Genomic DNA, 20,845 nt, shown 5'->3' on the forward strand with positions numbered 1-20,845 from the left:
GCGGCGCCCGCCGTCTGGGAGACTGGCGGCATGGCTGCGTGGGTGCTCTGGCTGGTCGCCGCGGGGCTGTTCACCGCCGGCGAGATCGTCAGCCTCGACCTGGTCCTGCTCATGTTCGCCGGCGGGGCGCTGGGCGGCGCGGCCGTGGCCCTGGCAGGTGGAGGCGTCCCCGTCCAGCTGATCGCCTTCCTCGCGGTCTCGGCGTTCCTCATCGCGAGCGTGCGGCCGATCGCCAAGGCGCACCTGGAGCGGCGGACGCCGGAGCAGATCGACGGCGTCCAGACGCTGGTGGGCCGCACCGCCGTCGTCACCCGGCAGGTCGGTCGTTCCAGTGGCCGCATCCAGGTGGGCGCCGACGAGTGGACCGCCCGCGCGGAGTTCGACGACACCTTCGAGGTCGGCACGACCGTCCGCATCCTGCAGGTCGACGGCGCGACCGCGGTGGTGGGCGAGGCGTTCGCCGGACACTGACGCCGCTCCGTCACCTGCGGGGCCGCAGGACCGGGGATCATGAGGTCCCACGACCGAGACCCGGAGGCCGCCCGTGAGCCCTGCCCTGATCGCCCTGATCGTCGTCGTCGTGCTGTTCCTGGTGGTGGCGGCCAAGGCGGTGACGATCGTCCCGCAGGCCCAGGCCAAGGTGGTCGAGCGCCTCGGTCGTTACAGCCGCACGCTCTCGCCGGGCCTGTCGTTCCTCGTGCCCTTCGTCGACCGGGTGCGGGCCACCATCGACCTGCGCGAGCAGGTGGTCTCGTTCCCGCCGCAGCCGGTGATCACCTCGGACAACCTGCAGGTCGGCATCGACACCGTCGTCTACTTCCAGGTCACCGACCCGCGGCTGGCCGTGTACGGCATCGCGAACTACATCACCGGCATGGAGCAGCTGACCACGACGACGCTGCGCAACGTCGTCGGCGGGCTCAACCTCGAGGGCGCGCTCACCGGGCGCGACGGGATCAACAGCCAGCTGCGCGAGGTCCTCGACGGCACCACCGGCCCGTGGGGGCTGCGGGTGGCGCGCGTCGAGATCAAGGCGATCGACCCGCCGCCCTCGATCCGCGACTCCATGGAGAAGCAGATGCGCGCCGACCGCGACAAGCGGGCGATCATCCTGCAGGCCGAGGGTGCGCGGCAGTCGGCGATCACCACCGCCGAGGGGCAGAAGGCCTCGGCCATCCTGTCGGCCGAGGGCCGCAAGCAGGCGGCGATCCTCGAGGCGGAGGCCGAGCGGCAGAGCCGGATCCTGCGCGCCGAGGGTGAGCGGGCCGCGCTGTTCCTCCAGGCGCAGGGACAGGCGAAGTCGATCGAGACGGTGTTCCAGGCCATCCACGACGGCAAGCCCGACCAGGGCCTCCTGGCCTACCAGTACCTGCAGACGCTGCCGCAGATCGCCCAGGGCGACGCGAACAAGATGTGGATCGTCCCGAGTGAGTTCAGCAAGGCGCTGGAGGGGCTGTCCCGCCTCGGCGGGGGAGACGGCGAGAGCCGCTCGTTCCTCGACGTCCCGGCACCGGGCGACGGCGGTGCGCCGTCGCGGCCGATCGACACCAGCAGCTGGTTCGAGTCGCGGCTGCCGCCGGCCGCCGCGCAGCCCGAGGCACGCATCGAGATGAGCAGCATCGCCGACGAGGGGCCGGCCGTGCCCTCCCCGCAGCTGCCGCCCACGACCGACCTGGCCCGCGCCGCCGAGAACGGCGTGGCCCGGCGCGACGAGGAGCCGCCGGCCTGACGGGGTCGTGCTCCCGCGCGGGGGCGCACGACCCCGTCAGTCCTTGAGCAGGCCCTCGCGGAGCTTGGCCAGGGTCTGGCTGAGCAACCGGGACACGTGCATCTGCGAGATGCCGATGTCGGCGGCGATCTGCGACTGGGTCATGTTCCCGAAGAACCGCAGGATGAGGATGCGCCGCTCGCGGGCCGGGATGGTGGCCAGCAGCGGCTGCAGCGACTCGCGGTACTCCACGCCCTCCAGCGCCGCGTCCTCCTCGCCGAGGGTGGCGGCCAGCGTGGGGGAGTCGTCCTCGCCCGAGAGCCGCTCGTCCAGCGAGCTGCTGCGGTAGGCGTTGGCCACCGCCAGCCCCTCGAGGACCTCCTCGCGCGGGATGCCCAGGTGCTCGGCGAGCTCCGACGGCGTCGGCGCCCGGCCGTTCTTCTGCGCCAGCTCGCCGACGGCGGAGTTCAGCGACAGGTGCAGCTCCTGCAGCCGGCGCGGCACCCGCACCGACCAGCCCTGGTCGCGGAAGTGTCGCTTGATCTCGCCGGTGATCGTGGGCACGGCGAAGGAGAGGAACTCCACGCCGCGGTTCGGGTCGAACCGGTCGATGGCCGCGATCAGCCCCAGCGTGCCGACCTGCAGCAGGTCGTCGAACGGCTCGCCGCGGTTGCTGAACCGGCGGGCGAAGTGCCGGACCAGGGGCAGGTGCTCCTCGACCAGGATCTCGCGCAGCCGCTCGCGCCGCGGGTCGTCCTTCTCCAGCGTCGCGAGCTCGGCGAACAGCGGCGCGGTGCGCTCGGCGCGGCGCCGGTTGTCCGAGACCGGGGGGCTGTCGGACTCCGCGGTGAGCCGGTCGGTGGCCGGGGTCGCGCTGACCGCGGGCGCGTCCTCGGCGTCGGTCGTGTCCTCGGGGGTCGTGTCCTCGGGGGTCGTGTCCTCGGGGGTCGCGTCCTCGGGGGTCTCCGTGTCGTCGTGCAGAGGGTCCTCCTCGACGGCCCGGCTGCCGGCGGCGGCGGACGTCACGGGGCGACCGAGAGGTCGCTGTCCAGGTGGCCGGCGAGCTCACCGGGGCGCTGCCCGGGCAGGTACTTGTCCATGGAGATGACGGCGACGGCGGAGTCGCTGCCGTCGCCGGCCGGCACCGTCGCCTGGGTGGCGGGACGGCCCTCGACGTTGTCGGCGAGGGTCTGCAGCACCGTCCAGCCGAAGCCGTCGCGCGGGACGTCGGTCCCCTCGGCGGTGGGCACCCACGCGTCGATGTGCAGGCCGCTGCGGGTGGTCTCGAACACGACGGTCAGCGGTGCGTCGCCGAGGGCGACCGAGGCGAGGGTCGCGCAGGCCTCGTCGACGGCCAGGCGCAGGTCCTCGACCGAGTCGAGGTCGTAGTCCATGCGGATGGCCAGGTCACCGGCCATCGCCCGCACCGCGGGGAGCTGGGTCGGCGTGCTCGGCACGCGCAGTTCCAGTCGTTCGGCGCGCCGCCCGTCCTGGGCGAGGGCACTCCTCGGGTCCGCCATGCGTCGTCTGCTCCTCATCGTCCGCCTCGGCCGCCCGCCCGCCGGAGGCGGGACGACGGCGACCGGGACCAGTCTGCCCGCCGGGGTCCTCCCGGCGCCGGGCGGGGCGCGGGCCTCCACCCGCTCCGCCGCCAGCGGCGGGGGCTACCCCGCGCCGCTGGCGGGCAAACGCCGCTCCAGAGGGACGGGGTGCGGTTGCCGGGCCCCGGCTCCTGTTGTCGACTGGTCCCGGATGAACGCCAGCCAGGGGAGCGCGCCGCCGGGGCCCCGTCCCGTCGTGGACGAGGGCCCGGCGGCATTGGTCGCGGCGCTCGAGGACGCGCCGTCGGCGCTGTGGTTCGTGACCGGCCCGGAGCAGCACACCGTCTGGGCCAACGCCCGCGCTCGCGAGCTCGGCCCGGCACCCGACGACCTGCCCGTGGTGGGCGGCCGCCCGGTCGCGGAGATCGTGGCCAGCGTGCTGCGCACCGGCCGGCCGGAGACCCTCAGTGGGTCCCTGGTGCACGGCGGTCCCGCGGTGACGGTGTCGGTCCGCCCGCTGGCGGCCGGCGACGACCCCGGCGCGGTGCTGGTCGTCGAGGGCCCGGAGGGCGCGGGGCCGCTGCCCGGTGACGGCGAGACCCCGCCCGACGTCGTCGCGGAGGCCCAGCACTCGCTGTTGCCGCCCTCCCTCCCGCTGCTGCCCGACGTCCGGCTGTCGGGCAGCTACCACCCCGCCACCTCCGAGCGCGCCGCCGGCGGCGACTGGTACGACGTCGTCTCCCTCGGCCACGGCCGGCTGGCCCTGGTCATCGGCGACGCCGTCGGCTCCGGGGTCCCGGCGGCGGCCGCGATGAGCCGGCTGCGCGGGGCCATGCGCTCCAGCGCGCTGCGCGACCCCGCCCCGGCCGCGGTGCTCGGCGCGCTCGACGACTTCGCCGCCCAGATGGAGGACGTGCAAGGCGCCTCGGTGTTCTACGCGGTGCTCGACGCCGCCACCGGGGCGCTGTCGTTCGCCGCCGCCGGGCACCCCGCGCCGCTGCTGGTGCACGCCGACGGCGGCACGAGCTACCTGCCGGTCACCGCCCGCCCGCCGCTGGGCACGCTGCCCGGTGCGGCCACCCCGGTCGCCCGCGCCGAGCTCGAGCCCGGCGCCACGCTGGTCCTCTACTCCGACGGCGCCGTCGCCGCGCCAGGGCCGCCGCCGTCGGAGGGCCTCGGCCGGCTCACCGCGGTGGCCCGGGCCGCGCTCGCCGACCCCGACGCGCTCGACGCCGAGGCGGTGGCCGGGCTGGCCGCGCGCATCGCCGACGGGCTGCTCACCGGCGACGGCCGGCCCGACGACGTCGCCGTCCTGGTCGCCCACCGCCGGGCGCGCTCGGTGGAGCCGCTGCACCTCGACCTCACCGCGGTGCCCGCCGCGCTCCCGGCCGTGCGCCGGCGGCTGTCCGCCTGGCTCACCGCCCTCGGCATGGGCGAGCAGGACCGGGTCGGGGTGATGGTGGCCGTGGGGGAGGCCTGCGCCAACGCCGCCGAGCACGCCTACCGCGGCACCGAGCCCGGGCCGATGCGGGTGACGGCGGCGGTCGACGTGGACGGCGTCCTCACCGTCACCGTCCACGACGAGGGCACCTGGCGGCCGCCGGACCGCGACCCCGGCGACCGCGGCCGCGGGCTGCTGATCATGCGCCAGCTCGTCGACGGCATGGTCGTGCGCGGCGAGCACGGCACCACGGTCACGCTGCGCACCCGGCTGCGGCAGACGCCTGACGAGGAACCCGAGCACCCGGCGGGCGGCACCGACGCGAGCATCGTCGTCGACCGCGACGGCGGCAGCCCGGTGGTGCGGGCGGCCGGCGACGTCGACATGGTCAGCGCCGAGCAGCTGCGCATCCGGCTGCTCGAGGCCAGCCACGGCGGCACCGTCCGGGTCGAGCTCGACCTCGCGCAGGTGACCCTCTTCAGCAGCGCCGCCGTGCGGGTGGTGCTCGCCGTGGCCGCGATCGCCGAGGCCGAGGGGTGGCGGCTGGTCGTGCACGCCCCGGACGGCGGGGTGACCCGGCACATCCTCGAGGTCAGCGGGCTGGAACGGCTGGTCGAGCTGCGCTGACGGGTGGTCCCCGTTTACGGGACCCTCTAGGTGCCCATCCACGGGGCGTGAGACTCCGGCGCAGCGACGTGCACGGCCCCGGCTGGACCCGGCGCCGGGCCGGCCGCGGCTTCTCCTACCGCGACGAGACCGGCGCGCTGATCCGCGACCCCGAGCGGCTCGACCGCATCAAGGGCATCGCGATCCCGCCCGCGTGGAAGGACGTCTGGATCTGCCCGTGGCCCAACGGGCACATCCAGGCCACCGGCCTCGACGCCGCCGGGCGGCGCCAGTACCGCTACCACGACGCCTGGCGGGCCCGCCGCGACGCCGAGAAGCACGAGCGGGTGCTGGCCATCGCCTCCGAGCTGCCCGACGTCCGCGAGCGGGTGGCCGCCGCGCTGCGCACCCGCGGACCCAACCGCGAGCGGGTGCTCGCCTGCGCGCTGCGGCTGCTCGACCTCGGCACGTTCCGCATCGGCAGCGAGGAGTACGCCGAGGAGAACGGCACCTACGGGCTGGCGACGCTGCGCCGGGAGCACGTCTCCGTCCGCGGCGAGCGCACCTACTTCCGCTACACCGCCAAGGGCGGCATCGAGCGGGAGGTCGAGATCACCGACCGCCCGACGGCGACCGTCGTCCGCCAGCTGCTGGAGCGGCCCGACGACGCCGGCGACGAGCTGCTGGCCTACCAGCTCGAGGACGGCAGCTGGCGCGACGTCACCAGCGACGAGATCAACGCCTACCTGAAGGAGGTCAGCGGCGCGGAGATCACCGCCAAGGACTTCCGGACGTGGAACGCCACGGTGATGATGGCCGCCGCCCTGGCCGAGCAGCCCGCGCCGAGGAACAAGACGGCGCGCAACAAGACGATCCGCGAGGCCTACGTGCGGGTGTCCGAGCACCTCGGCAACACCCCGGCGGTGTGCAAGGCCAGCTACGTCGACCCGCGGGTGGTCGACCGGTACGAGCACGGCGAGACGGTGGCCGAGGCCCTCGCGGACCTGGCCGACTCCGAGGGCACCCGGGACACCCAGAAGGTGCTCGAGCAGGCCGTGTGTCGTCTCCTGTCCGCTTAGTCTCCCTGTCCGCTTGGTCGGCCCCCTGCAGGGTCCCGCCGCGAGCGTGCGAGCGGTGGGGGCAGGGGTCCTCCCGGCGGCTGCTGTCCGCCTAGGCGGCCCGCCGGGAACGGGCCCGGAGACGCCGCGAGGCCCCGCCGGAGCGGGGCCTCGCGGGGTGGTGCGGAGGTCGGGTCAGCGGGCGCTGCTGTCCACGATGGTGAACAGGTCGATCAGGCCGGTGACCTCCAGCGGGCGGGTGACCGCCCGGGTGGTGGCGACCAGGCGCAGGTCGACCTCGCGGGCGCGCGCGGACTTCTGCGTCTCGACGAGGACGGCCAGGCCGGCCGAGCCGAGGAACTGGACGCCGGACAGGTCGATGACCAGCTCGCGGGGCTGCTGCTCGAGCTGGGTGTCCAGCGAGGAGCGCAGCACCGGGGCGGTGAAGGTGTCGACCTCGCCGACGACCGTCACCGTGACCGCGCCGTCCTCACCGGTGGAGGTCGAGAGGGTGATCACGTCGTCGAAGGGTGCCTCCGTGCCCTCGTTCGACACGTCGTGCTGCCCCCCGGCGGGCAGGTCGGATGCGGTCACGGACACAGCTCCTCTCAGTGGCCACGCCGATCGGGCGGCCACCGGTCAATCTACCGCCGCGCGGGCCGGGGGTGTCGTCGCCCCCGTCTGCCACGCGGTCCTGGGAGCGCCGCCGGCGGTCGGCCGGGCGGCGCGTGCGGCTGCCTGCTCAACCGCACGCCCAACGTAGACAACCGGATGGCAGACCGCCAACCAGCCCGGGCGGGTGCCCGGGCCGGTCGGCGGATCGGGTGAGGAGGTGCGTCCGAGCGGGTGTCCGCCGGGGAGGGCCGGCGGGCACCCGGGGCCTCAGGAGTCGATCACGTGGACGGCCGACTCCTCGGGGCCCTCGCCACCGGCGCGGACGTCGGCGGTCGCCTCGACGTCGTCGGCGGTCTTGTTGGTGCCCGAGTCGCTGTCGAAGGTCGTGGAGGTGTCCTGCTCCAGCTGCATCGCGGCGGCCTGCGGGTCCTCGGCGGGGCGGACGCCGGGCTGCACGTCGGGCACCTCGCGGTCCAGCCGCCCGCTCAGCGACTCGCCGGCCTGCTGCTCGTAGGCGGTGGTGCCGGTGTCGAGGACGGCGCCGGGGTCCTCGCCGGGCAGCGGCGCGAACTCGGGGTCCTCGGCCGACTGCATGGTCGGCGAGTCGTCCTGGGCGACCTCCGGGATGCCCTCGTCCTCGGGGAACACGTCCCGGGCGGTCTGGCCCTCGGTGCGCGGGGCACGGGCGTCGTCAGGGGTGCCGGTGAGGCCGCGCTCGTCGTCGGGGAAGTCGGCGTCGTTCTGGGCGGAGTGCAGCGCACCGCTGTTCTCGGTCACGGGGTCCCTTCCTCTCGGGCCGACGGGACAGGGGTCCCGGCGGCGGGCTGTCCTTCGCCTACCCGCCGCCCGCCGGGCCATGCGGGCAGGCGCGTTGCTCCCCTCACGGCATGAGGCGGTGCACGACCGGGTAGCGGGCGGCCATGGCGATCCCCGACGAGGTGCAGCGGACCATCGAACCGGTCCGCCGCTGGGCGCAGGACCAGGAGCGCGGCTACAACGGCGACGAGGACCGCCCGCTCGGCGGCTTCCTCGGCGCGATGGGGGTCTACAGCGCCGCCGTGGCCGCGGGCGCCGCCGTCGTGCGGGCCTCCGGCCGCGAGCTGCCCTCCCGCATCCCGCTCGGCGACGCCCTCCTGCTCACCGTCGGCACGTTCCGGCTGGCCCGCCGGATCGCCAAGGACCCGGTGACCAGCCCGCTGCGCGCGCCCTTCGCCCGCTTCCAGGGCGCCTCGGGCGAGGCGGAGCTCGCCGAGGACCTGCGCGTGGAGCACGGCTGGAAGCACGCCGTCGGCGAGCTGGTCACCTGCCCGTTCTGCCTGGCGCAGTGGGTGGGGACCGCGTTCGTCTTCAGCTACGTGGCCGCGCCGCGCGCGACCCGGCTGGCGGCGCTGACGATGACGATGGTGGCGGGCTCGGACGTCCTCCAGTTCGCCTACGACGCGCTGCAGAGCAGCGTCACCGGCGGCGGGGAGGACGATGACGAGGAGGACGACGAGCAGGACGGCGAGCAGGACGGCTTGCAGGACGGCGAGCAGGACGACACGGCCGGCCGGCACGCCGAGCAGGCCTGAGGACAGGAGGGGCGCCCGCTTCCCCCGGGCGGAGGAGAAGACCGGCATCCGTGCTGCTGAGCGGCCCGGTCCGCACCTATCCTGCGGGCCGGCCGCCCCGCGGCCGCGGAGCCCGGATCGGCCCGGGGAAGGGGAGTGGACATGCGCTCGATCTGGCGCGGCGCGGTCTCGTTCGGCCTGGTCAGCATCGGGGTGAAGCTGTACACGGCGACCGAGGACAAGGACGTCCGCTTCCACCAGGTGCACGCCGCCGACGGCGGGCGGGTCAAGTACAAGCGGGTCTGCTCGATCGACGGCGAGGAGATCGAGTACGGCGACATCGCCAAGGGCTACGAGCTCCCCGACGGCCAGCTGGTGATCCTCACCGACGACGACCTCGCCGAGATGCCGCTGGCCACCCGCCGCGAGATCGAGGTCCTGCAGTTCGTCGACCAGGGCGACATCGACCCGGTGCAGTACGAGAAGACCTACTACCTGGAGCCCGACGGCCCGGCCACGCGCCCCTACGTGCTGCTGCGCGACGCACTGGAGAACACCGGCCGCGTCGCCATCACCAAGATCGCGCTGCGGCAGCGCGAGTCGCTGGCCGCACTGCGGGTCAAGGACGGCGTGCTGGTCCTGCACACGATGCGCTGGCCCGACGAGATCCGCCGTCCCGACTTCGGCTTCCTCGACGAGGACGTGTCGGTGCGCCCGCAGGAGCTGCAGATGGCCGAGGCGCTCATCGGCTCCATGACCGGCGAGTTCGACCCGACCGAGTTCACCGACGACTACCGCGAGGCCATGACCGCGCTGCTGGAGGCCAAGGCCAGCGGCGGCGAGGTCCAGCCGGTGCCCGAGACCGCCGACCCCGGCGCGGCCGTGGTCGACCTGATGAGCGCGCTGCGGCGCAGCGTCGAGCGGGCCCGCGGGGGAGCGGCCGCCGACGGCGACTCCGACGACGGCGAGGCCGAGCCCGCGCCGGCGCCCCGCCGCCGGGCCCGCACCGCCGCAGCCGACGACGAGCCCGCGCCGGCGAGGCGGGCGCCCGTGAAGAAGGCGCCGGCCAAGAAGGCGCCGGCCAGGAAGGCGGCGGCCAGGAAGGCGCCGGCGGAGGAGGCCGTCGCCGAGGAGCCGCCGGCCCGCACGACCCGCGCCCGCAAGGTCACCGCGGCGAAGAAGGAGCCGGCCAAGCGCACCTCGCGGCGCAGCGCCTGACGGTGCGCCCCGCCCTCCCCGAGCCCCCCGTGCCGGGGCCGATGCTCGCCGTCGCCGGTGAGCTGCCGCCCCGCGCGCAGGACCGGGAGTGGGGCTACGAGTTCAAGTGGGACGGCGTCCGCGCGGTCACCGCGGTCCGCGGGGGTCGGGCGGAGCTGTGGGCGCGCAGCGGCACCCCGATCACCGACCGTTATCCCGAACTTGGTCGCGTTCCCGAGGGGCTCGCGCGGGCCGACGTCGTCGTCGACGGCGAGGTGGTGGCCCTCGACCGGCTCGGCCGGCCCGACTTCGGCCTGCTGCAGGGCCGGATGCACCGCACCGGCGGCGCCGAGGTGGCCCGCCTGGCCGCCGCCGCGCCGGTCACCTACCTCGTCTTCGACGTGCTCGCCGTCGGCGGGCGCAGCCTGCTCGACCTGCCCTGGACCGAGCGGCGCGAGCACCTCGACGCGCTCGGCGCCCAGGGGCACCGGTGGGTGACCACCCCGTGGTTCCGCGGCGGCGGCGGGGACGTCCACGCCGCCAGCCGCGACAACGGCCTCGAGGGCGTGGTGGCCAAGCGGCTCGACTCGCCCTACCGCCCCGGTGTGCGCGCGCCGGAGTGGCGCAAGGTCAAACACGTCCGCATGCAGAGCGTCGTCGTCGGCGGCTGGCGGCCGGGCAAGGGCCGGCGGGCCGGGGGAGTGGGCTCGCTGCTGGTCGGCGTCCACGACGACGACGGGCGGCTGGTCTACGCCGGCCACGTGGGCACCGGCTTCACCGACGCCATGCTGCGCGACCTCGGCGCGGCGCTCACCCCGCGCCGCACCTCGCCGTTCGCCGACGCGCTGCCCCGCGACGTCGCCCGCGACGCGCGGTGGGCCGAGCCGGACCTGGTCGGCGAGGTGGCCTTCGCGGCGTGGACCGCCGACGGCCGGATGCGCCACCCTGCGTGGCGGGGGCTGCGCGAGGACCTCGACGTGGACGACGTCGTCGTGGAGTGGTCCCCGTGAGGGGGAGGCCGTGAAGCAGCGGGTGCGGGTCGAGGGCCGGCAGCTGTCGGTCTCCAACCTGGACAAGGTCCTGTTCCCCGAGGTCTCGTTCACCAAGGCCTCGGTCATCGACTACTACGTGCGCATCGCCCCGGTGCTGCTGCCGCACCTGTCGGGGCGGCCGGTGACCTTCACCCGCTGGCCCGACGGCGTCGAGGGGCAGGCGTTCTTCGAGAAGAACAGCGCCCGCCACGCGCCCGACTGGGTACGGAAGGTGACCGTGCCCAGCCCCGGCAGCACCCGGGACCGCGAGGTCCTGGAGATGGTGGTCCTGGAGACCGTCGCCGACCTCGCCTGGGCGGCCAACCTCGCGGCGCTGGAACTGCACGTGCCGCAGTGGCAGGTGGGGAGCAAGCTCCAGCCGACCCTGCCCGACCTGCTCGTCCTCGACCTCGACCCGGGCCCGCAGGCCGGCATCGCCGAGTGCTGCGACCTCGCCGAGCGGCTGCGGGTCAAGCTCGTGGCCGACGGCCTCGACCCGGTGGTCAAGACGTCGGGGTCCAAGGGCATGCAGGTCTACGCGCCGATCCGGGTGACCGACCGCGAGCACCCCTCCCGCTACGCCAAGGCGCTGGCGCAGGAGCTGACCGCCGAGACGCCCGACCGCGTCGTCTGGCGGATGGAGAAGGCGCTGCGGCCGGGCAAGGTGCTCGTCGACTGGAGCCAGAACAACCCGGCCAAGACGACGGTGGCGCCCTACTCGCTGCGGGCCCGGCCCGACGCCCCGGTGTCCACGCCGATCGGCTGGGACGAGGTGGACGCCGTCCGCGACGGCGCCGACCCCGGTGAGCTGCGGTTCCGCACCGAGGAGGTGCTGGCGCGGGTGGAGGAGTACGGCGACCTGTTCGACGTCGCCGGGCGTACCCGGGCTCGGTTGCCCGCGGTGTAGCCGGGTGGGGCGGCTCTGCGAGCATGTCGCACCGTGTCCGCCGCGCCGCTCGCCCACGACCCCGCCACCGCCGACGTGGGACGGCTCGTCGTCCGCTGTCCCGACCGCCCGGGCATCGTGGCGGTGCTGTCCCGCCTGCTGGCCGACGTCGGCGCCAACATCACCGAGTCGCAGCAGCACTCCTCGGACCCCACCGGCGGCACCTTCACGCTGCGGCTGGAGTTCGTGCTGCCCGGGCTCGCGGAGCACCGCGGCCGGCTCGAGGGGGCGCTGGAGCTGCTCGCGGCGCAGTGGCAGCTGACCTGGCGGCTGTCGGAGGCCGCGTACCGCCCGCGGGTGGCGGTGTTCGTCTCGAAGACGGACCACGTCCTGCAGGAGCTGGTCTACCGGGTGCGCGCCGGCGACCTGCGCGCCGACATCGTCGCCGTGGTCTCCAACCACCCCGACCTCGAGCCGGTCGCGGCCGCAGCAGGCGTGCCCTTCCACCACGTGCCGGTCACACCGGAGACCAAGGAGCAGGCCGAGGCGCGGGCCCTGGAGCTGGTGGGCGACGTCGACCTCGTGGTGCTCGCCCGCTACATGCAGATCGTCTCGGCCGACTTCTGCAGCCGGTTCCCCGAGCGGCTGATCAACATCCACCACAGCTTCCTGCCGGCGTTCGTCGGCGCGAACCCCTACCGGGCGGCGCACGACCGCGGGGTGAAGCTCATCGGGGCGACGGCGCACTACGTCACCCCCGACCTCGACGCCGGCCCGATCATCGAGCAGGAGGTGGCCCGGGTGGACCACCGCGCCACCGTGGAGGACATGCGCCGGGTGGGCCGCTACGTCGAGCGCCAGGTGCTGGCCCAGGCGGTCACCTGGCACGTCGAGGACCGCGTGGTCGTCGAGGGCGACCGCACCATCGTCTTCGCCTGAGCTCCCCCGCCCCGTCCCCCGGGCCCCCCTCCCGCACCGCGGAGGAGGGCCCGGCGTGTGTCCGGGCCCCCACGGCGGGTAGGGGACCCCTGCACGACATCCCCCGTTCTCCCACCCTTGATTTGACTGGATCAAGAAACGGGGGTTGGGTGGGAGCCGATGGAGACGACCTGGGCGCACCGGCTGCGCGACGCGGGATTGCGGGTGACCCGCCCCCGGCTCGCGGTGCTCGACGCCCTGGCCGGCCATCCCCACGCCGACGCGGACACGCTGGTCACGGTGGCCCGCGCGGCGCACCCGACGCTCTCGCCGCAGGCGGTGTACGGGGTGCTCAAGGCGCTGGTCGCCGTCGGCATGGCCCGCAGGGTCGAGCCCGCCGGTGCCCCGGCGCTCTACGAGGTCCGCGTGGGGGACAACCACCACCACCTGGTCTGCCGTTCGTGCGGCGTGGTGGCCGACGTCGACTGCACCGTCGGCGCGGCCCCGTGCCTCCACCCGTCGGACACGTCCGGCTTCGTCGTCGACGAGGCCGAGGTCGTGTTCTGGGGGCTCTGCCCCGACTGCCAGGACGCCGGCCGCCCCGCGGTCGCCGTCCCGGTCGCACAGCACCACAACCGAGGAGGAACAGGAGCATGACCGACGTCGCATCGCAGGGCCCGGCCCCGAGCGAGGCCGACCGCGCCGTCCTGACGAACCGTCAGGGCCACCCGGTCTACGACAACCAGAACCAGCGGACGGTGGGCGCGCGCGGCCCGGCGACCCTGGAGAACTACCAGTTCCTCGAGAAGATCAGCCACTTCGACCGCGAGCGGATCCCCGAGCGCGTCGTCCACGCCCGCGGCTTCGTCGCCTACGGCGAGTTCGAGGCCACGGGGAAGTGGGGCGACGAGCCCATCGAGCGCTACACCCGCGCCAAGTTCCTCAACGCCCCCGGCAAGAAGACCGAGCTGGCGATCCGCTTCTCCACCGTCATCGGCGGCCGCGACTCCTCGGAGGCCGCCCGTGACCCGCGCGGGTTCGCCGTCAAGCTCTACACCGAGGACGGCAACTGGGACCTCGTCGGCAACAACCTCGCGGTCTTCTTCATCCGCGACGCGATCAAGTTCCCCGACGTCATCCACTCCCTGAAGCCGGACCCGATCACCTTCCGGCAGGAGCCCGCCCGGATCTTCGACTTCATGTCGCAGACGCCCGAGGCGATGCACATGCTGGTCAACCTGTTCTCGCCCCGCGGCATCCCGTCGGACTACCGGCACATGCAGGGCTTCGGCGTGAACACCTACAAGTGGGTCAACGCCGAGGGCGAGACCCACCTGGTCAAGTACCACTGGATCCCGAAGCAGGGCGTGAAGTCGCTGACCGCGGCCGACGCCGCGGCCATCCAGGCGAACGACCTCGGGCACGCCACGAAGGACCTCTACGAGGCCATCGAGAACGGCGACTTCCCGCAGTGGGACCTCTACGTCCAGCTCATGAGCGACGACGAGCACCCCGAGCTCGACTTCGACCCGCTCGACGACACCAAGGTGTGGCCGGAGAACGACTTCGAGCCCAAGCTCGTCGGGACGATGACGCTCAACCGCAACGTCACCGACCACCACAACGAGAACGAGCAGAGCGCCTTCGGCACCGGTGTGCTGGTCGACGGCCTCGACTTCTCCGACGACAAGATGCTGGTCGGCCGGACGTTCTCCTACTCCGACACCCAGCGCTACCGGGTGGGCCCGAACTACCTGCAGCTGCCGGTCAACTCGGCCAAGGGCGCGAAGGTCCACACCAACCAGCGCGGCGGCCAGATGTCCTACGGCGTGGACCTGGGCCCGGGCCAGAACCCGCACGTGAACTACGAGCCGTCGATCACCGGCGGCCTGCGCGAGGCCCAGTACCCGACGCACGACGAGCAGGGCCCGGTCATCACCGGCCGGCTCACCCGCAAGCGCATCCCCCGGACCGACGACTACACGCAGGCCGGGCAGCGCTACCAGCTCATGGACCAGTGGGAGAAGGACGACCTGGTGAAGAACCTGGTCGACAACATCTCCGAGGCGGTCCGCCCCGTCCAGGAGCGGATGGTCTGGCACTTCTTCATGTGCGACGACGAGCTCGGCCAGCGGGTCGGCGAGGGTCTCGGCATCTCCGCGGACGACGTCCGCGGGCTCGAGCCGCTGCAGACCCAGACGCTGTCGGAGGCGGAGCTGCAGCGCGCGGCCAACCTCGGCAAGAACGGCCCGCGCGACGTCACCGGCCTGAAGATGACGCACTGCGTGCCCAACGAGCGCGTCGAGGTCACCTTCGGCGCCTGATCGACCCAGCACGACACGGCGGGCCGCGACCGGGATCCCCCGGTCGCGGCCCGTCGCCGTCCCCGGGTCTTCCACTGGCCGGGAGTCGAGTGGGGCGGCGCGCGCGGCCCACCTAGCGTCGGTCGACCGCACCGCGCCCTCGCCGTGGAGGACCGATGAGCACGACCCCCGTGCGCCCGACCGCACCCGGGACGGCGGCCCGCGCCGCCGGCTGGGTCGCGCCGCTCTGCTGGATCGCCGTCCTGCTCGACGGCTTCGACCTCGTCGTCGTCGGGACCGTGGTCCCCACGCTGTCCGAGCCGGAGGAGTTCGCCCTCTCCGGCACCGGCGCCACCGTGGTGATCACCGTCGGTCTCGTCGGCATGATGATCGGCGCGCTGACCATCGGCACGCTCACCGACGTCGTCGGCCGCCGCAAGGCGCTGATCGGCGCGGTCGTGTCCTTCTCGCTGTTCACGCTGCTGTGTGCCTTCGCGCCGAACGAGACCGTCTTCGGCGTGCTGCGCTTCCTCGCCGGGGTGGGCCTCGGGGGCTGCCTGCCCACGGCCATCGCGATGGTCAACGAGTTCAGCCGGTCCGGGCGCAGCGGCCGCGCCACCACGACGATCATGACCGGCTACCACGTCGGCGCCGTCGCCACGGCGGCCCTGGCGATCCCGGTCATCCCGTCGCTGGGCTGGCGGTGGATGTTCGTCATCGGCGCCGCGCCCGCGCTCGTGCTGGTCCCGCTGATGCTGGCGAAGCTGCCGGAGTCGCCGTCCTACCTGCTGGCCGCGGGCCGGCGCGCGGAGGCCGAGGAGGTGGCCCGCGGCAACGGGCTGACGCTGGAGGCCGAGACGGGGCCGGCGACCCCGGCGGCGGGGTCGGGCGCGGCGGCGACGGTCCGGTCGCTGTTCACCGGCGGCCACGCGCGCAACACCGTGGCGATCGGCGTCACCTCGTTCATGGGCCTGCTGCTCGTCTACGGCCTCAACAACTGGCTGCCGACGATCATGCGCGACGCCGGTTACGACCTAGGCGACGCGCTGGCCTTCCTGCTGGTGCTCAACGTCGGCGCGATCGTCGGCCTGCTGGTGGCCGGCACGGTGGCCGACCGGATCGGCGCCCGCCTCGCCGGGATGATCTGGTTCGCCTCGGGCGCGCTGTTCCTGGCCCTGCTGTCGGTGCGGCTGCCCACCGCGGGCCTCTACCTGATGTGCTTCCTGACCGGCTGCTTCGTCTTCTCGGCGCAGGTCCTCGTCTACGCGTTCACCAGCGCCAACAACCCGCCGGCCGTGCGCGCCACGGCGCTCGGCTGGTCGGCCGGCGCGGGCCGCGTGGGCGCGATCGTCGGCCCGGTCGTCACCGGCGCCCTCGTGACGGCGGGCATCGCCTTCCCCTGGGGCTTCTACGTGTTCGCCGTCGTCGGCGCGCTGGGCGCGCTGGCGCTGAGCGTCACCCGGGCGCTGCGGCGGGCCTGAGCCCCGGGTCGCCTAGTCGCCCTGGCGGCGGTCCTGCTCGGCGAGGAAGCGCTCGAACTCCGCGCCGATCTCGTCGCCGCTGGGCACCTCACCGACGCTGCCGAGCAGGTCGCTGCCCTCCCGGGCGGCGGTGAACTGGTCGTACTGCTGCTCCAGAGCGGCGACCACGGCGGTGTTGTCCGAGGAGCGGGCGATCTGCTCGTCGACCTCGGTGCGGTGCTCCTGCGCGGCCTCGCGCAGCGTCTCGGTGGGCAGCAGCAGGCCGGTCAGGCGGCCGAGGTGCTCGAGCAGCGTCAGCGTCGCCGCCGGGAACGTGGCCTGGGCCAGGTAGTGCGGCACGTGCGCGGCCACGCCGAGCGCGTCGACGCCGGCCTCGCCGAGCCGGAGCTCCAGCAGGGCCGAGGCGCTGCCCGGGATGCGCAGGTCGCCCCAGTAGACGGGGTAGGACTCGATGAGCGAGCGGCGTGTGGCGTGCGCGGTCACCGTCACCGGCCGGGTGTGCGGCACGGGCATCGGGATGGCCTGCAGCGCCACCACCGACGTCACACCGAGCTCCTCCACGAGGGAGGTGACGGCGCCGGTGAACGCCTCCCACCGGTAGTCCGGTTCGGGGCCGTGCAGCAGCAGGAACGGCTCGCCGGAGTCGTCCTCCAGGGCGCTGAGCAGGATCTCCGGGGCGTCGAAGGACTCGTAGCGGTCGCCGGAGAAGGACATCCGCGGGCGCCGGGCCCGGTAGTCGACCAGCAGGTCGGCGTCGAGGCGGGCGATGGTGCGGTGCGGCAGCGTGTCCAGCAGGTGCGTGGCCGCGAGGGCGGCCGAGGACGCCGCGTCGAAGTCGCCCGCGAGGGCGTGCACGAGCACCAGGCCGCGCCGGTGCTCCGGCGCGGTCACCTCCGCCTCGGCGGCGAGGAACTGCTCGGCATCGGGGAGCAGCTCGACGAGCTCCTCCGGTAGCTGCGCCACGGTGGGCACCTCCTGCTGGTCGGACGTCAGCAGGGAGCAGCGCCGGCGGACGGCACCGCATTCCCGGTCTCACCCCGCGGCGGGCCCTCCCGGCGCGGGCGCGCGGGTGAGGACGGCGCCGTCGTCGCCGCCCGCCACCCGGGCGTGCGTGCCGTCGCCGGCCACCTCCGGGTGGCGGCCGTCGAAGACGTCGCGCACGTACCGGTAGGTGACGGCGATGAGCGCGGCGACCGGCACGCCGAGGAAGGCGCCGATGATGCCGGCCAGGCTGCTGCCCGCGGTGACGGCGAGGATGACCACCGCGGCGTGCAGGTTGAAGCCGCGACCCTGGATGATCGGCTGCAGCACGTTGCCCTCGAGCTGCTGCACGAGCAGCACGATGCCGAAGACGATCAGCGCCACGGTGAAGCCCTCGTCGACGAGCGCGATGAGCACCGCGAACGCGCCCGCCACGAAGGCGCCGATGATCGGGATGAACGCGCCGAAGAAGGTCAGCACGGCCAGCGGGATGACCAGCGGCACGTCGAGGATCCACAGGCCCAGGCCGATGAAGAAGGCGTCGACGAAGCCGACCAGCGCCTGCTGCTTGATGAACTCCGACAGCGTGCTCCACGTCTTCTGCGACAGCGCGGCCACGTGCGGGGCGGCCTTCGGCCCGGCCTGGGCGGCCAGCCACGGCACCCAGCGCGGCCCGTCCTTGATGAAGAAGAAGGCCAGCACCAGCGCCAGCACCAGGTTGATCAGGCCGTTGCCGACGGCGGAGGCCCCGGTCGCGGCGTAGCCGGCGATGTTGGACGCGTTGGCCTGAACCGAGTTGATCGCCTGGTCGACGTACTGGCCGAGCTGTTCCTCGTCGATGTCGAACGGCGGCCCCTGCAGCCACTGCTGCACCTGCTGCAGGCCGCTGGCGAACTGGTCGGCGAGGTCGGTGACCTGATCGGCGACCTGGGGCGCGATGATCGCGATGATCCCGCCGATCACCGCGAGGAAGAGCAGCAGCACCACGGCCGCGGCGAGGGCGGGCGGCCAGCCGTGCCGGCGCAGGAAGCGGGTGGGCGGCCACAGCACGGTGGCGAACAGCAGCCCCAGGATGATCGGCAGCAGGACCACCCACAGCCGGCCGAGCACCCACCCGATGACGACGAGCGCCGCGGCGATGAGCAGCAGCTGCGCCGACGCGATCGCGAGGGTGCGGCTCGCCGCCCGGGCGCGCTCGCCGCGCTGCCAGGTCGGGGTGGGCGCGGCGGTGGCCCGGTGGTCGTCGCCGCGGGGGTCGCCCTGCCCGCCCTCGCCGGTCAGCGTGGGCACGGGGTGCTCGGAGGACGGCGTGGTGCCGTCCCCGGCGCCCGGGCGGGCCGCGGGACCGCCCGCGGCGCGCGCCCCGGCCGGTGCGGCGTCCCGGTGTCCGGGAAGGCGGAACCTCATGGTCCCCATCGCACCACGGATCACCGGTGCCCACCGGGCGGACCAGGGCATCCCGGCAGCCCGGGGCGGGTACGGGGACCCCGCCGGGGGCCCCGCCCCGGCCCCTCCCGAGAGGTACCGCCATGCCCGAGGTCCCGCAGCCGGTCACCGACAACAGCGTCAAGGTGCGGCAGCTGTCGCACTACCAGTTCAGCTGGATCGCCGGGGAGCCCGGCAAGCCCGGCACGTACACCCTGCAGCTCGTCCTCGATGAGGGGGCGTGGGAGGAGGTCCTCACCCTCGACCCCGACGACGCCGACAACCTGCAGGACCTGCTCACCAACACCGAGACCGTCCACTACGACATCGAGCGCCGGGTCCTGATGTTCGGCGTCACGAAGACCGGCTCCTGACGCCCGGGCGCGGCCCCGGCGCCCGCGTACGGGGGCGCTAGCGTCGGGACCGTGCCCAGGACCGCCACCGCCGACCGTGTCGACCGCCCCGCCCTGCTGGAGTTCCTCCGCCCGCGGCACCGTGCCGTGCTGCTCACCCGCCGTCGCGAGGGCGGCGTCCAGATGTCCCCGGTGACCTTCGGCGTCGACGCCGAGGGCCGGGTCGTCGTCTCCACCTACCCGCAGCGCGCCAAGGTGCGCAACGCCCGCCGCGACCCCGCCGTCTCCCTCTGCGTGCTCAGCGACGACTTCGACGGGCCCTGGGTGCAGCTCGACGGCACCGCCGAGGTCCTCGACCTGCCCGAGGCGCTCGAGCCGCTCGTCGAGTACTTCCGCTCCATCAGCGGCGAGCACCCCGACTGGGACGAGTACCGCGCCGCGATGGCGCGCCAGGGCAAGTCGCTGCTGCGCGTGACCGTCGACAGCTGGGGCCCGGTGGCCACCGGCGGCTTCCCGCCGGAGCTCGACGCCGGCTGAGGCGGCGCGCCGGGCAAGCCCAGGAGCTTGCCTCCGCGGCACCGGGCGGCGACCCTCCCCGTGTGCCCCTGGCCCTCGCCTGCGCTCCGCTGAGCGGTGGTCCTGCCGCCCCGCCGCCGGAGCTGGGCCCGGCGGCCCGGCCGCTGGGGGAGGGGTGGACCGCGCCGGCCGCCGGGCCCGCGGCGGCGGTCGACGCCGTCGCCGCGCTCGTCCGCCGCGGCGGCTGGCGGATCGGGGTGGGCGCCGCCCCGGGTGACGACGACGGGCCCGTCGCGCTCGCCGCCCGGCGCGCGCTCGAGGCGGCCTCCCGGCGCCCGGCGCGGCTGGCGGTGCGCGGCGCCGACGCCGAGGCCGCCGCCGATGCCCAGGCGGTGCTCGCCGCGCTCGCCGGACTGCTGGCCCGCCGCAGTCCCGCGGCCTGGGCCGCCGCCGACCTCCTCGCGGCCGGCGGCACCCGGGCCGCGGCGGCGGCGGCGCTCGGGATCTCCCGCCAGGCGGTCGCCCAGCGGCTGGCGGCCGGCGGCTGGGACCTGGAGCAGGAGCTGCGCCCGGCCGCCGCCCGGCTGCTGGCCCGGGCCGCCGGCTGACCGCCCGCGCGGGGGACACCGCCGCGCGTCACCGGGCCGCGATCGGCGAGGATGAACCGTCCGGAACACCCTCGACCGGAGGTCCGCCGTGCCCGAGCAGCCCCAGCGCAACGCCGAGCTCCTCGGCATCTACGTCAACGACCACCTGGCCGCGGCCACCGGCGGCATCGAGCTGGTGGGCCGCATGATCGGCGTGCACCGCGGCAGCCGCTGGCAGCAGCCGCTCGAGCAGCTCCGCGGCGAGCTGTTCGAGGAGCGTGCGGCCCTGCAGCGGGTCGCCGCGGCCCTGGGCGTTCCGGTGCGCCAGTACAAGCAGGTCGGCGTGTGGCTCGCCGAGAAGGTGACCCGCGCCAAGCTCAACGGCCGGCTGCTGTCGCGCTCGCCGCTGTCGGACCTCGTCGAGTTCGAGTTCCTGGCGTCGGCGGTGCGCGGCAAGCGCAGCGGCTTCGAGACCCTGCGGATCGTCTCCGAGGTCGACGACCGCCTCGACCGCGCGGAGCTCGACCGGCTCATCGACCAGGCGCACCGCCAGTACGAGTGGCTCACCGACGCCCGCCGCGAGGTCGCCGCCGCGACCTTCGGCGGCCGGCCGGAGGCGGCCGTCCCCAGCGACGTCGACTGAGGACT

22 protein-coding genes are annotated in these 20,845 nt (G+C 74.6%); 16 read left to right on the forward strand and 6 right to left on the reverse strand.

What is annotated here, in order from left to right:
* The first annotated feature begins 30 nt into the window (after positions 1 to 30).
* A complete protein-coding gene (locus tag ACI79X_RS04965; protein WP_457024308.1) occupies positions 31 to 471 on the forward strand; it encodes an NfeD family protein in 441 nt (146 codons plus the stop codon).
* A 73-nt stretch (positions 472 to 544) separates the two neighbouring features.
* Entirely contained in the window at positions 545 to 1,729 is a 1,185-nt protein-coding gene (locus tag ACI79X_RS04970; RefSeq protein WP_457024309.1) for an SPFH domain-containing protein, read from the forward strand.
* Positions 1,730 to 1,765: 36 nt separating this feature from the next.
* Here the strand turns inward: ACI79X_RS04970 and ACI79X_RS04975 are convergent, their stop codons facing one another.
* Both ACI79X_RS04975 and ACI79X_RS04980 read right to left on the reverse strand, forming a co-directional pair.
* Positions 1,766 to 2,734, reverse strand: a complete 969-nt coding sequence (locus ACI79X_RS04975) for an RNA polymerase sigma factor SigF (protein WP_457024310.1) — start codon at positions 2,732 to 2,734, stop codon at positions 1,766 to 1,768.
* Positions 2,731 to 3,228, reverse strand: a complete 498-nt coding sequence (locus tag ACI79X_RS04980) for an ATP-binding protein (protein WP_457024311.1) — start codon at positions 3,226 to 3,228, stop codon at positions 2,731 to 2,733. Before ACI79X_RS04980 ends, ACI79X_RS04975 begins: the two co-directional genes overlap by 4 nt.
* Before the next feature lie 277 nt (positions 3,229 to 3,505).
* On the opposite strand from ACI79X_RS04980, the gene ACI79X_RS04985 reads away from it, so the two are divergent.
* Positions 3,506 to 5,317, forward strand: a complete 1,812-nt coding sequence (locus ACI79X_RS04985) for a SpoIIE family protein phosphatase (RefSeq protein ID WP_457024312.1) — start codon at positions 3,506 to 3,508, stop codon at positions 5,315 to 5,317.
* 47 nt (positions 5,318 to 5,364) lie between these two features.
* The gene (locus ACI79X_RS04990; protein WP_457024313.1) at positions 5,365 to 6,375 is read left to right on the forward strand and encodes a DNA topoisomerase IB; all 1,011 of its coding nucleotides are present in this window, start codon (positions 5,365 to 5,367) and stop codon (positions 6,373 to 6,375) included.
* Positions 6,376 to 6,549: 174 nt separating this feature from the next.
* On the opposite strand, the gene ACI79X_RS04995 is transcribed toward ACI79X_RS04990, so the two are convergent.
* Together ACI79X_RS04995 and ACI79X_RS05000 are read right to left on the reverse strand one after the other, a co-directional pair.
* On the reverse strand, positions 6,550 to 6,948 hold the full coding sequence (locus tag ACI79X_RS04995; protein ID WP_457024314.1) for an STAS domain-containing protein: 399 nt from the start codon (positions 6,946 to 6,948) through the stop codon (positions 6,550 to 6,552).
* A 288-nt stretch (positions 6,949 to 7,236) separates the two neighbouring features.
* Positions 7,237 to 7,746, reverse strand: coding sequence for a hypothetical protein (locus ACI79X_RS05000; protein ID WP_457024315.1), 510 nt, complete (start codon positions 7,744 to 7,746; stop codon positions 7,237 to 7,239).
* Positions 7,747 to 7,889: 143 nt separating this feature from the next.
* Between ACI79X_RS05000 and ACI79X_RS05005 the strand changes: the two genes are divergently transcribed.
* From ACI79X_RS05005 to ACI79X_RS05040, 8 genes are all read left to right on the forward strand, one after another.
* Positions 7,890 to 8,540 (forward strand): DUF1360 domain-containing protein, encoded by a 651-nt coding sequence (locus ACI79X_RS05005; protein WP_457024316.1) that lies wholly within the window; start codon positions 7,890 to 7,892, stop codon positions 8,538 to 8,540.
* Positions 8,541 to 8,681: 141 nt separating this feature from the next.
* Entirely contained in the window at positions 8,682 to 9,737 is a 1,056-nt protein-coding gene (gene ku, locus ACI79X_RS05010; protein WP_457024317.1) for a non-homologous end joining protein Ku, read from the forward strand.
* Positions 9,738 to 9,766: 29 nt separating this feature from the next.
* Complete coding sequence (gene ligD, locus ACI79X_RS05015) at positions 9,767 to 10,726, forward strand: non-homologous end-joining DNA ligase (RefSeq protein WP_457024318.1); 960 nt, start codon at positions 9,767 to 9,769, stop codon at positions 10,724 to 10,726.
* Between the two features lie 10 nt (positions 10,727 to 10,736).
* Positions 10,737 to 11,654 (forward strand): non-homologous end-joining DNA ligase, encoded by a 918-nt coding sequence (gene ligD / locus ACI79X_RS05020; protein ID WP_457024319.1) that lies wholly within the window; start codon positions 10,737 to 10,739, stop codon positions 11,652 to 11,654.
* A gap of 33 nt (positions 11,655 to 11,687) precedes the next feature.
* Entirely contained in the window at positions 11,688 to 12,572 is an 885-nt protein-coding gene (purU, locus tag ACI79X_RS05025; protein ID WP_457024320.1) for a formyltetrahydrofolate deformylase, read from the forward strand.
* Between the two features lie 159 nt (positions 12,573 to 12,731).
* Positions 12,732 to 13,208, forward strand: a complete 477-nt coding sequence (locus ACI79X_RS05030; protein ID WP_457024321.1) for a Fur family transcriptional regulator — start codon at positions 12,732 to 12,734, stop codon at positions 13,206 to 13,208.
* The gene (locus ACI79X_RS05035; RefSeq protein WP_457024322.1) at positions 13,205 to 14,875 is read left to right on the forward strand and encodes a catalase; all 1,671 of its coding nucleotides are present in this window, start codon (positions 13,205 to 13,207) and stop codon (positions 14,873 to 14,875) included. Before ACI79X_RS05030 ends, ACI79X_RS05035 begins: the two co-directional genes overlap by 4 nt.
* 155 nt (positions 14,876 to 15,030) lie before the next feature.
* On the forward strand, positions 15,031 to 16,335 hold the full coding sequence (locus tag ACI79X_RS05040) for an MFS transporter (RefSeq protein WP_457024323.1): 1,305 nt from the start codon (positions 15,031 to 15,033) through the stop codon (positions 16,333 to 16,335).
* A gap of 12 nt (positions 16,336 to 16,347) precedes the next feature.
* On the opposite strand, the gene ACI79X_RS05045 is transcribed toward ACI79X_RS05040, so the two are convergent.
* The gene (locus ACI79X_RS05045; RefSeq protein ID WP_457024324.1) at positions 16,348 to 17,298 is read right to left on the reverse strand and encodes a proteasome assembly chaperone family protein; all 951 of its coding nucleotides are present in this window, start codon (positions 17,296 to 17,298) and stop codon (positions 16,348 to 16,350) included.
* A 69-nt stretch (positions 17,299 to 17,367) separates the two neighbouring features.
* Positions 17,368 to 18,723 (reverse strand): AI-2E family transporter, encoded by a 1,356-nt coding sequence (locus tag ACI79X_RS05050; protein WP_457024325.1) that lies wholly within the window; start codon positions 18,721 to 18,723, stop codon positions 17,368 to 17,370.
* Positions 18,724 to 18,845: 122 nt separating this feature from the next.
* On the opposite strand from ACI79X_RS05050, the gene ACI79X_RS05055 reads away from it, so the two are divergent.
* The 4 genes from ACI79X_RS05055 (at position 18,846) to ACI79X_RS05070 (ending at position 20,840) form a co-directional block, all read left to right on the forward strand.
* The gene (locus ACI79X_RS05055) at positions 18,846 to 19,115 is read left to right on the forward strand and encodes a hypothetical protein (RefSeq protein WP_457024326.1); all 270 of its coding nucleotides are present in this window, start codon (positions 18,846 to 18,848) and stop codon (positions 19,113 to 19,115) included.
* A gap of 51 nt (positions 19,116 to 19,166) precedes the next feature.
* Entirely contained in the window at positions 19,167 to 19,631 is a 465-nt protein-coding gene (locus ACI79X_RS05060; RefSeq protein ID WP_457024327.1) for a PPOX class F420-dependent oxidoreductase, read from the forward strand.
* Between the two features lie 62 nt (positions 19,632 to 19,693).
* On the forward strand, positions 19,694 to 20,218 hold the full coding sequence (locus ACI79X_RS05065) for a hypothetical protein (protein ID WP_457024328.1): 525 nt from the start codon (positions 19,694 to 19,696) through the stop codon (positions 20,216 to 20,218).
* A gap of 88 nt (positions 20,219 to 20,306) precedes the next feature.
* A complete protein-coding gene (locus ACI79X_RS05070) occupies positions 20,307 to 20,840 on the forward strand; it encodes a hypothetical protein (RefSeq protein WP_457024329.1) in 534 nt (177 codons plus the stop codon).
* Positions 20,841 to 20,845: the final 5 nt, after the last annotated feature.

Source organism: Geodermatophilus sp. SYSU D01119, assembly GCF_054049975.1.

Excerpts from the sequence above, each read along its gene's own strand:
- ACI79X_RS05005 (WP_457024316.1), top strand. The coding sequence starts at position 7,890 with ATGGCGATCCCCGACGAGGTGCAGCGGACCATCGAACCGGTCCGCCGC.
- ACI79X_RS05055 (WP_457024326.1), top strand. The coding sequence starts at position 18,846 with ATGCCCGAGGTCCCGCAGCCGGTCACCGACAACAGCGTCAAGGTGCGG.
- ku (WP_457024317.1), top strand. The coding sequence starts at position 8,682 with ATGCGCTCGATCTGGCGCGGCGCGGTCTCGTTCGGCCTGGTCAGCATC.
- ACI79X_RS04965 (WP_457024308.1), top strand. The coding sequence starts at position 31 with ATGGCTGCGTGGGTGCTCTGGCTGGTCGCCGCGGGGCTGTTCACCGCC.
- ACI79X_RS05035 (WP_457024322.1), top strand. The coding sequence starts at position 13,205 with ATGACCGACGTCGCATCGCAGGGCCCGGCCCCGAGCGAGGCCGACCGC.
- ACI79X_RS05050 (WP_457024325.1), bottom strand. The coding sequence starts at position 18,723 with ATGAGGTTCCGCCTTCCCGGACACCGGGACGCCGCACCGGCCGGGGCG.
- ACI79X_RS04980 (WP_457024311.1), bottom strand. The coding sequence starts at position 3,228 with ATGGCGGACCCGAGGAGTGCCCTCGCCCAGGACGGGCGGCGCGCCGAA.
- ACI79X_RS05040 (WP_457024323.1), top strand. The coding sequence starts at position 15,031 with ATGAGCACGACCCCCGTGCGCCCGACCGCACCCGGGACGGCGGCCCGC.
- ACI79X_RS05030 (WP_457024321.1), top strand. The coding sequence starts at position 12,732 with ATGGAGACGACCTGGGCGCACCGGCTGCGCGACGCGGGATTGCGGGTG.